At 65.2% G+C, this 6,470-nt stretch carries 7 protein-coding genes; 3 read left to right on the top strand and 4 right to left on the bottom strand.

Annotated features, from left to right (window positions below):
- Positions 1-316: 316 nt before the first annotated feature.
- Positions 317-736 carry a DOPA 4,5-dioxygenase family protein gene (locus tag QX128_RS16265; protein ID WP_316237941.1) on the top strand — a complete coding sequence of 140 codons (420 nt, stop codon included), beginning with the start codon at positions 317-319 and terminating at the stop codon, positions 734-736.
- 64 nt (positions 737-800) lie between these two features.
- On the opposite strand, the gene QX128_RS16260 is transcribed toward QX128_RS16265, so the two are convergent.
- From QX128_RS16260 to QX128_RS16245, 4 genes are all read right to left on the bottom strand, one after another.
- Positions 801-1,694 (bottom strand): alpha/beta hydrolase family esterase, encoded by an 894-nt coding sequence (locus QX128_RS16260; RefSeq protein ID WP_315802898.1) that lies wholly within the window; start codon positions 1,692-1,694, stop codon positions 801-803.
- Positions 1,691-2,572 (bottom strand): sterol desaturase family protein, encoded by an 882-nt coding sequence (locus QX128_RS16255; RefSeq protein ID WP_316237940.1) that lies wholly within the window; start codon positions 2,570-2,572, stop codon positions 1,691-1,693. The genes QX128_RS16260 and QX128_RS16255 overlap by 4 nt, the downstream gene beginning before the upstream one ends.
- Positions 2,573-2,689: 117 nt before the next feature.
- Entirely contained in the window at positions 2,690-2,992 is a 303-nt protein-coding gene (locus QX128_RS16250; RefSeq protein ID WP_315717381.1) for a hypothetical protein, read from the bottom strand.
- A 237-nt stretch (positions 2,993-3,229) separates the two neighbouring features.
- Entirely contained in the window at positions 3,230-4,339 is a 1,110-nt protein-coding gene (locus tag QX128_RS16245) for a polysaccharide biosynthesis/export family protein (protein ID WP_316237939.1), read from the bottom strand.
- 670 nt (positions 4,340-5,009) lie between these two features.
- On the opposite strand from QX128_RS16245, the gene QX128_RS16240 reads away from it, so the two are divergent.
- Together QX128_RS16240 and QX128_RS16235 are read left to right on the top strand one after the other, a co-directional pair.
- Positions 5,010-5,336, top strand: a complete 327-nt coding sequence (locus tag QX128_RS16240; protein WP_316180484.1) for a hypothetical protein — start codon at positions 5,010-5,012, stop codon at positions 5,334-5,336.
- A gap of 427 nt (positions 5,337-5,763) precedes the next feature.
- Entirely contained in the window at positions 5,764-6,168 is a 405-nt protein-coding gene (locus QX128_RS16235) for a hypothetical protein (protein WP_315802901.1), read from the top strand.
- Positions 6,169-6,470: the final 302 nt, after the last annotated feature.

The raw sequence follows: 6,470 nt of genomic DNA, 5'->3' as shown, positions 1-6,470 counted from the left end.
CAGCGCCAATGGTACTATGGCTCAAGCCCTGGGAGAGTAGGTCGCTGCCAGGCCTGCAAAGGACATCCCCTCTTCACGCTCAAAACAACAACGCCGCGCTGAAACCTCAGCGCGGCGTTGTCGTTTGTCCTGATGCGGTCGTTCGCGCGGCGACATGCTGTCTGGGTCGAAGCTCGAGCCCCGCCGAGATCTCGAGGCCAGCGTCCGCCGGCGACGACTCGCGGCGCGGCCGAGGGCAGGCTAGCGATGCGAGGATGACCATGCCGCATCGGTTCGCCTGCGCGGCCAACGCGATTGAAATGATCGAGAGGCGCGGATGGAAACGACCTCGGCGGCGCAGCCGCATCGCCTGAGCGCAATTGCGAGCTTTCATGCCCACATCTATTTCGATGATGCCACTCGAACCGAAGCCGCACAGCTACGGCAGTGGATGGCCGACCGCTTCCTCGTGACGCTCGGGCGTTGGCATGACGCGCTGGTCGGGCCTCACGAGCGGCCGATGTATCAAGTCGCCTTCGCGGTCGACGTGTTTCCAGTGCTGGTGTCATGGCTGATGCTCAATCATGGTCGCCTCAGCGTGCTCGTGCATCCGAACACGACCGAGCCGTTGGCCGATCACACCGCGCATGCGTTGTGGATCGGATCGCCGCTCGGCATCCGCAGTGAGAATCTTCCTTCGCACGGCGAGGCAGAGCTGGCGCGTGAGCCGAACACCACGCCGACGATCGCCGCCTGAGCTCGCGTGCCCACGGGTGACCGCTCCGTCTCGTCACGCTCGGAGCCTGGGCGGACTTGCCGGACTACAGCGTGCGCGCGAGATCGAACGCGCGGAGAATGACCTCGGCGGCATCGATGTCGAAATTGCTCGGGCCGAGCAGGCGCGGCGCCAGCGGGCGGCGGCCGGGCAGGGCATGTCCGCCACCTTCGACGCGATACAGCGACACGCCGCCGATCACCTGGCAATCGCGCCAGCTGAGTTGCGTGACGGAGGTGTCGCTGGCGAGATCCCGATGCGGCAGCGCGACGGCCTGGCGCGCGCCGCAACCGTCGCGCCGCGCAAAGAACTCCGCCGTCCTGTCAGCGCTCCACACCCGGCCGCGCCCGCCGCGCAGCCCGACCTCGCCGCCGCGATAGGGCACCATCGGATCAGCCGTGCCGTTGATCATCACCACCGGCAGCGGCCGCGCGGCGCAGGGCTCGATGCCTTCAGGCATGTTGGCGATCACCGTGCCGATGCCGGCAAACAGCTCCGGCGCCTTGCAGGCCAGGGTGAAGCTCATCATGCCGCCATTCGAAATGCCGGCGAGATAGATGCGCCGGGAATCGGCTGTGCCGTCGGCGACGAGCTGCCGCACCAGGGCGCGGATGAAACCGATATCATCGGGACCGCCGGAGCGGCCGTCGCGGCCGTCATTCCATTGCCGGTTGATGCCATCGGGAAAGACCGCGGCGAAGCCATGGGCCGCCGCAGCTTCGGCAAAGCCCGTCGTGCGGGCGGTGCCGGCGCCGCTGCCGAGCGCGCCATGGAGCACGATCACGGTCGGCTGCGGCGTCCTGCCCGCGGTCATCACCAGCGCATGGCGCGGACCGTCGCTTGTGTCGATGGTGATGCCGCGCTCCGCGGCGACGGCCGTGGTCGAGACGAGCAGAACGGCCGCCATGGCGGCCATGGACGATCGGAGATGTGACGTCATGAGCATCCTTCTCGGTTGTCGGATGACTCCCGGCGGTGGCGCTTGTCTCCGGGGGCCGCGGTCAGCACGCGCAGCCGCGTGGCCCAGTTCCGCGCCGCCGTAAGGTCGCGGGCGATCGCAATCCATTCGCCAAATGCGATCCGCAACGGATTGAAGCTCGGTTCAACGCCGACGAGGCCATAGCGCAGCGTCTCGCCGGCCGGGGCCTCGGCGAAACTGCCGAACAGCCGGTCGAAAATGATGAGTACGCCGCCATAGTTGCGATCGAGACAGGACGCGTTGGCCGCGTGGTGGACGCGGTGATGCCGCGGCGTGTTCAGCACAGATTCGAGCGGACCGAGATGCGGCGCGAGCTCGGTATGGATGAAGAACTGGTAGAGCAGATTGACGCCGAGCATGGCGATGATGGCGAGCGGATGGAAGCCGAGCAGCGCCAGCGGCAGATAGAACAGGAAATGACCGGAGATCTCGCTCGTCCAGCCGAGACGAATCGCTGCGGTCAGGTTCAGACGCGTGGAAGAGTGATGCACGGCATGCGTGGCCCACAGCCAGCGAACCCGATGCGAGGCGCGATGGTGCCAGTAATAGACGAACTCGCTGGCGAGAAACAATGCGAGCAGGGCCAGCGGCCGGCTCGGATCGAAATCGAAGATCCTGTGGCGATAGGCGATGATGAAGGGAACGGCCGCGACGAGCGCGACCATTGCGCGGATCAGGTGCTGTCCGACCGCGACGGCGAACGAGGCTGCGGTCTCACGCAGGTCGTGAGTCTCGCGACCGGCGAGCCGGCTGAGCCCATATTCCAGCGTCATGAAGCCGATCGCCGTCAGCAGCACGATCATGCGCGTCGACGGGGGCAGGGAAGAGAGGATGGGCATGGCGCGTGTCCGGCGTCATCGGATGGAGACGGCGCGCCGGCCCGCTCCGGAACAGCAGGCGGACCGGCGATGTCAATGCTTCCGGAGGGCCGCGGCCAGCGGCGCCGCGGCGTCTGCTCAGCGCGTGACGGTGCGGCTGTAGCTGTAGGAATTGCCGCGCGGTCCCGTGCCCTGGCCCTGCCGGGTGCAGCTGCCGTCGCTGCAGCTCGCGGAGCCGGAGCGCGACCAGCTGCGGCCGGCGGGACCGGTGCCGCCACCCTGCCAGGCGCAGGCGCCGCCGGAGCAGCTGCCTGAGCCGCCAAATGAGGTGGTGCCGCGCGGTCCGGTGACCGAGCCGCTGCGGGTCCAGGCATTCGCGTCGACCGCTGCTGCCGCCGAAAGCACTGCCACGAGCAGAAATGTCGCGATGGATGTCTTCACGTCAGTCTCCCAATTCGTTCGCGCGGGCGATCGCGTCGCCTGCAAGGGGATACTGCGCGTTCGATGTCGCGGCCTGATGCACCGCCGGTGTCGTTTGGTCGCGGTGATTGGCTGGATTGTAACGGCTTGTCACACGACGGCCGTCCGATGCCACGACATCGCGCGGGGCGGACTCCGGTCCGCCGCCCCTCGACGCTCCGGCGCCCGTTCAGGCCGCTACCGGCCCGCCGTTGCGCTTCACCACCGGGTCTTCGTCGCCGTGTTGACGTTGATCACCGAAGTCGCCGTGTTGGACGTCGTCGTCGCCGTGGTGTTGATCAGGGTCAGAAGCTTGTAGTAGTCGACGACCTTGGCATTGGCGACGTACATCACGTCCTTGCTGCGCATCTGGAAGCCCGAAGCCAGCAGCATGCCGGAGGGATCGCGCAGGTTGATATGATAGATGGTCGGAATGCGGTCGTAGATGAAGCGGCTGGTATCGACGCCGAGCTTCTGCAGCAGCGGGCGCTCCTCGTAGCGATACAGGAAGACCTCGGCCGGATCAGATTGCTGATCGTTCAGTCCGCCCGCCTTGCCGATCGCCTGGGCCAGCGTGAGGGTCTCGGTATCGAACGAAATCTCGGAATTGAAGCCGAAGACGTTCTGATTGAGGGCGCCGAGGGCCGTGAAAGTCGGGGATTCCCGCGTGATGTAGACGACGTCGTTCGGACGGATGAAGATGTTCTCGCGCGGATCCTGCACGACGCGGCTGAGCAGCACGCGCACGCGCTTGCCGTCCCGCTGCAGGGTCACATAGCTTTCGATGGCCTCGTGCTTCGGGCCGCCCGCACGTGCGATCACGGCCAGCAGGCGTTCGCCCACGCTGTTGAGGGCAAGCACGCCCGGCGTATTGACGTCGCCGAGCACGCTGACCACGCTGGAATGCTGCTGGTTCAGGCTGACCACGACCTGCGGCTCGAGCGCGCGCTTCTGCAGCCGGAAGACGATCTCCTGCTCGATCTGCGGCAGCGTCCGGCCGGCGGCGGTGATCTCGCCCGCATAGGGAACGCGGATATTGCCTTGCTGGTCCACCGCCTGCGCCGGCAGATCCACGAAGTTGCCCGGGCGGGCGCCGGCGGCCGTGGGCGGCGTGAACAGCCCGCCGGGCGCCGCTTCGAAGATGGAAACGTTCAGCACGTCACCAACGCCCGCGACCTGCACCGGCTTCGGCCGCTTGTCCGGGAATACGCCCTGGAACGTGATCAGATTGGGCTGCGACAGGAAGCCGATCGTTTCGGAGCTGACGTCGACCAGCGCATAGGGAAGCGCCGTGTTCGACCGCACGCTGGCCGTGGCATTGTCGTTCACGGCGTCGCTGGTCGGTCCTGTCCCGGGGAGCAAGGAACAGGCGGGCAGAAGCGCCAAGATCGCCAGGGTGAGGAGCGCGCGCGAGCGGCGGCAAAGGCCATGAAAGCTGCGCGGGTCCACTGTACTGCTGCGCACAGGAGACCCCCCGCCGCCGGTCGGCCCGGGCGGATTGATCAAGGCCTTCAAACGCGTCCCCGAATACAGCAAAAAAACATTTCCCCACGCTGCTCCCTCCACCAAGAAGGGAGAACGTCCCACGTGTTTCAACCTACCCGGCGGCCATACTGGACGAAAGCGTACGGCCGTTCGGATTGGTCCGCTTTTGCCCGGCCGTGCCAATTAGGTCACAGTCTGACATCACCATATTACCGCCCCAAGCTGTCGGCGCTGCCGGAGGTCCCACGGTGAAGGGATGATCCATTCGACCTAACAGGGTCCGAACAATTTTAAGCACAAAGCCGTTGCGCAACGGTTAGCCCGAGTCGCTTGCTCGCGCAGGGGGCGACGACATCGCAGCCCGCGCAGCGCGTCGGTGAGCCGAGGCAGCCGGACAGCCGAGGGAGGCGGACCGGCGCCGCCAAGGCGGGCTGTAGCTGGCGAGATTCGAAGGCCGTGCGGGCGTCGGGACTGCAAGCGGGCGGCCGGTTGTCCAAGGCCGCCGATCAAGTCTATGCTGCTGCGCCAGCCCTTGAGGCTCTTTTTGCAACGGAGCACGCAATTGTCGAACGTGATCAGGATCGCCGCAGCCGCTTTCGCGATCGCCTTCACGGGCCTATCCGATCCCGCGTCGGCGCGCGGCCTCTATCCGCTGACGGAGTGCGGGCCAGATCTCAGCAGACTCTGCCGGCTGCACGGGACATTCGAGGCCACTCCGTTTCATTACAATCTTGCGATTCATCCCGGGTGCATTCGGCGTGTCGCCGTCGAGACGCCCCAGGGCGTATTGTACCGCCGCGCGGTGGTGTGCGGGGCGCCGGAGCGGCCCATGGTGTGGTAACCCGACCCCTTCCTCGTCGTCTCCGAAGGAGCTGGACGCTCCGCTCGGCCGAGTCATGGTCAAGCTTGGCGGCGAGGACTGATGAGGGCCGTGCTCGGCCGGTCCGGCCGCGTTCGGCAACGTCGATCGTCGCTCAGACGATTAAATGGGCAAGTTCCACACCGTATTCTTACGTAATCTAGAATTAAATTAATTGTGTAGAGACGATTCTGCACGGTCGGAGACATAAAAGGGTAGACTGAACAAACTAAAGCTTCAATTGTACCGGACGAAAGGTGCTTAAAAAGGTCTTTCTGGCAATGCGGTAGCATTTTACGGCAAACCGTAGCGAGTGCCAGAAGTATTTAATGTCTTGCTGTCAGATGGTAAATTAACTTGTCGCGAGTGGTTAATTTAATGCCGAAAATCGAATCCGTGCATCATCGCGATGACGGTTCGGCATTCGGGGAAGATGCCCTCAAAACTCGCCAACGAGTGGGGTCCGTCCTTGTGTGACGAGCTTGGTGCCGCGTTGATTGAGGATATTGAGATGGATGGCGGCGGTCGCGCTTTGAATGCCGTCCTGAAATCGCTGAATAAAATACGCCTTGCCAAATTACGTTTCGGCCGGCCAAGGTCGGGCCGTTCGCAGCAATCCGTGCTGCGGTCGCAGATCGAGCTTTGTGATGTCCTGCTCGATGAGATCCAATCCATCAGCACCAGCCTCGGCAAACGCGCGAAGAAGTCCGCGGCACCCAGGCGTCGCCCGATGGCCACGCGGCACGGCCGCGGGACGGCGCACGTGATTCCGCCCCGGCCGGCGGTGCCGGGTCGAACCAGGCAGCAGAAATAATCGCATCGGAATTTGATCGCTGCGGCGGCCGGCCGTCATGGCCGCGCCGCTTGCCGGCGCGAGACGACAGCCGCTCGGCATTGACCCTGATGACGCGTCAGGTCGCCCCGTGCTGCTGTCGGCGGCCGCTCGACGGCCGGACGTCATCTGGACGTCCTTCAGCCGTCGTGTCGGGCAAGGACGGCGCTCCAAGACGGGCCCGAAACCATATCGCGGCGAGCCATGCGATGCGGCCGCTTCACCTGGCGCACAGGCCGCTGATGTCGCCTCCACGGACGATGACTTTGGACAACGGGTTTTCG

The organism is Bradyrhizobium sp. SZCCHNR1015, from assembly GCF_032489875.1.
Classification (GTDB): domain Bacteria; phylum Pseudomonadota; class Alphaproteobacteria; order Rhizobiales; family Xanthobacteraceae; genus Bradyrhizobium.
This window is presented reverse-complemented; position numbering and strand designations above follow the sequence as displayed.